Source organism: Mycobacterium intermedium, assembly GCF_002086275.1.
In the GTDB taxonomy this organism is placed as follows: Bacteria; Actinomycetota; Actinomycetes; order Mycobacteriales; family Mycobacteriaceae; genus Mycobacterium; species Mycobacterium intermedium.
Window position 1 is genome coordinate 1 of record NZ_MVHT01000175.1, and the last position, 3,994, is coordinate 3,994.

Sequence of the window (3,994 nt, forward strand, 5' to 3'; positions counted from 1 at the left end):
GCGGCCGCGCCAGCGGCCCACCCCCCGGGCGCCCCGCGCCCCCGGCTGCGGCGCCGCCGTCGGCCCCGTTGGCTCCGGCTCCGCCTGTGGTGCCGTTGCCGCCGTCGCCGCCACTGCCGCCGTTACCGCCGCTGCCGCCCCGGCCGGTAGCGCTGCTGGTACCGCCGCCGTCACCGGCCGCACCGGCCGCACCACCAGCCAGACCCGCGACGCCGGTGCTGTTCCCGGAGTCACCGCCGTCACCCCCATGACCACCGTTACCGCCGGCAGCCCCACCGCCGTGACCACCATGGCCGGCGTTGCCGCCGGCCCCGCCCTGCCCACCAACGCCGGCGGAGCCGTCGCCGCCGTCGCCGCCTCGACCGCCGTTACCACCACTACCGGCGGTCACGTTGGCGACACTTGCCCCGCTGTTGGCGCCGTCGCTGCCGTGGCCACCAGCGCCGCCGGCACCACCCGTCGTGCCGTTACCGCCGAAGCCTCCGTTACCGCCCGCGGCGCCGTTGCCACCCACGCTGGCAGCAACGGACCCACCGGCCGTGCCCGCATGCCCACCGTCGCCACCGGCACCGCCGGCGCTGCCAACGCTATTGCCGCCATGGCCACCAGCGCCGCCGGCACCGGCGTTGCCAGCGACCGCCGTGTGCTTGTTGATACCCCCATCGCCGCCGGCACCGCCGGCACCACCGGCACCACCCTCGCCTGTCGTGCCATTGCCGCCGTTGCCGCCGGCACCACCCGAACCGCCATTACCGCCCCTGCTGAAATTGCCTGCGGCGCCACCGTTACCGCCTCTGCCACCGGCACCGCCGACGCCCCCGACGTCGTTGTCGCCGCCGTCACCCCCGGCACCACCGGCACCGGCGTCACCGCCGCTGCCACTTTCACCACCCCTGCCGCCATTGCCGCCGGCGCCACCGGCACCACCAAACCCCTTGTCCGAGTCGCCGCCGGCACCGCCAGCACCGCCGTTGCCACCGGCACCCGAGAAGACGCCTTCCCCACCGAAGCCGCCGTTACCGCCTTGGCCACCGCCGAATTCGCCGCTGCCACCCGCGCCGCCCGCGCCCCCGGCACCGCCTACAACTGCACGTCCACCCATGCCGCCCTGGCCGCCGAAGCCACCAATCCCACTGGTACTGCTACCCCCTTTGCCCCCGCTACCGCCGTTACCGCCGGTGCCGCTGGAGAATTCTCCAATGGCGCCTTCGCCGCCGACGCCGCCTGCGCCGCCAGCGCCACCAATTCCGGTGCCCGCCTTACCACCGGCACCGCCATTGCCCCCGTCACCACCGTGTACCTCAGCGATGGCGACGGTTCCGCCGCCGCCGGCGCCGCCGAACCCGCCGAAGCCACCGTTGATGAGGCCGGCACCGCCGGCACCGCCTTTACCGCCTTTGCCCCCCGTGCCTTCGACGCCGACAGTGCTCAGCGCTCCCCCGCCGTTGCCGCCGTTTCCGGCGGCGCCGCCGTTGCGACCGAAGCCCCCGTTGCCGCCGTCGCCGCCGTCGCCGCCGTTCGCGGCGTTCCCGCCGGCCAAGACCAGGGCCGAACCGCCTTTGCCTCCGTGGCCGCCCTGGCCACCGTTATGCGTCGTACCGTCGGCGCCGTCCAAACCCTTGGTATGGCCGGTACCGCCCTTACCTCCGGTGCCGCCTATCCCTGCGTCACCACCGTCACCACCGTCGCCACCGGCAGTGACCTCAGCGCTGGACGAGCTGCTCGCGCCGTCATTTCCGTCGGCTCCGTAACCGGGGGTGCCGCCGTGACCGCCGTCGCCAGCGTCACCGCCAGCGCCGGTGGCGCCGCTGATATACCCCGGCTGAGCCTTGCCGCCCTTGCCGCCGTCGCCGCCGTTACCGCCGTTGCCGCCGGCGCCTCCGTCACCGCCGTTACCACCGTCAGCGCCGGCACCGGAGGCAGCCGCGCCATCTACACCGATGCCGCCGTGGCCACCGTCGGTGCCGGTGCCGCCGTTACCGCCCTTGCCTCCGTTTCCGGCTTGGCTTCCGCCGTCGCCGCCCGCGCCTCCGTTGCCGCCATTCCCACCATCAGAACCTGGCGTTCCGGAATCGCTGGCGTTGACGCCCTTTTTGCCGTCGGCGGCGAGCCCGCCGTTACCGCCGTTGCCGCCGTCACCACCGTTACCTATGGACCCGGCATTGCCTCCATTGCCGCCAGCGCCACCGTGGCCGGCGGCTTTGGGCTTGTCGCCGGCAACAACACCGTCGCCGCCGTTACCACCGGCGCCGCCATTACCGCCACTACCGACGTTGCCGCCGTTACCACCGTGTCCACCGGCGCCGCCATTACCGCCGCCCACGGGGTTGCCTTGCGTGGTGCCGTTAGCGCCCTTGCCTCCGGCGCCGCCATTACCGCCGTTGCCTAAGGAGCCCCCGTCACCGCCGTTACCGCCGGCGCCGCCGTGGCTGCCCGGCACGGTGGCAGCGGCGCCCTTACCGCCGTGACCGCCGTTACCGCCGCTGGTGGATGCAGCGGCATTGGCACCGGCGAAACCGTCCTGGAACGCTTCGCTCCCTACCCCGGCGGCCCCGCCTTTGCCGCCAACTCCCACCTCACCGCCGTTGCCACCGTTGCCGCCGGCACCGCCGTTAACAGTCATGTCGCCGGCCGCGCCATTGCCGCCGTGGCCGGCCGCGCCGCCGTTGCCGCCGGCACCGCCGTTGCCGGCCTTGGCCATGGTCTGCCATGGCGCCAGGGCGTTGCCGCCCTTGCCGCCGTCGCCGCCGCTACCGCCATTTCCGCCATTGCCGCCGCTTTGGCCATTCGACAGTGCGGAGAAGTCTTGTCCGACTCTGCCGGCGCCGCCGTTGCCGCCCTTGCCACCGGCACCGCCGTTGCCGTTCATCGACCCGCCGGCGCCGCCGTCGCCGCCGCTGCCGCCATTACCCCCGCTGGCACCGGCCGCTTTGCCCGCGGCCCCGGCACCGCCGTCACCACCGGCACCGCCGTTGCCGACCAACCCACCGTTGCCGCCGTTACCGCCCCTACCGCCGTCCGCGCCTCCGGCTGTGGGGGTCGCGCCCTTACCGCCAGCGCCGCCATCGCCGCCGCTGGTCGGCATGGCGCCGGGAGCTCCGGCCGCACTATCCAAGGCCGGGGTGGCACCCTTACCGGCAGTCCCGCCCTGGCCGCCGGCACCGGGATCACCCCCATCTCCGCCGTTGCCGCCCGCGCTGGAACTCGCGTTGCCATTGGCGCCGTCGCCGCCGTCACCGCCGACACCGCCGTTACCGGCCTTACCGTCCGCCTGGCCGGCCGAACCCGAGGTCGCCGCGTCGAAGCCCTTACCGCCAGCACCGCCCTGGCCGCCGGCACCGCCGTTGCCGCCGGCACCGCCATTGCCGTGCTGCGCGCCGCCATTGCCGCCATTACCGCCCTGGCCGCCAGCCGTGCCGGGGTCGCCGGTACCGCCCGTGGTCTGCCCAGAGGTGCCGTTGGCACCGGCGTTACCGGTGTGACCGGTGCCGCCCGTACCGCCGTTACCGCCATTGCCCACCAGCCCGCCATGACCGCCGTTGCCGCCGGCCCCCGCCGCCATCAACGCGGTGCCAGTGGCACCCGCGCCACCGTCGCCCCCGTTGCCGCCGCTGGTCGGAGTGGCGCCGACGGCGCCGTGCGCACCGGCCAGCGCCCCGCCGGCTCCGCCAGCACCGCCCAGGCCCGGGTTGCCGCCGTTACCGCCGTTGCCGCCGGCACCGGCGCTGTGCGCGAAGGTCGGGTCGCCGGCGCCGCCGATTCCGCCGTCCCCACCGAGACCACCGGCACCGCCGGCCCCGCCGTTGCCGATCAGCGCCCCGCCGCGGCCGCCGGCCCCGCCGTTTCCGCCGTTTCCGCCGTCACCACCGTTTTGGCCGGTAAGCCCGGCGGCACCCTGCTGGCCCGCCCCACCTGCCCCACCGGCGCCACCATGGCCGAACAACGACCCGGCGTTGCCGCCATTGCCTCCATGGCCGCCGACACCACCGGCCCC

Annotated in this window: 1 protein-coding gene; it reads right to left on the minus strand. The window is 75.0% G+C overall.

The window, feature by feature from the left end; translation table 11 throughout:
- Positions 1 to 3,994 (minus strand): PE family protein (locus tag BST27_RS32815; protein WP_170062396.1); only part of this gene is annotated, 3,994 nt, incomplete at both ends.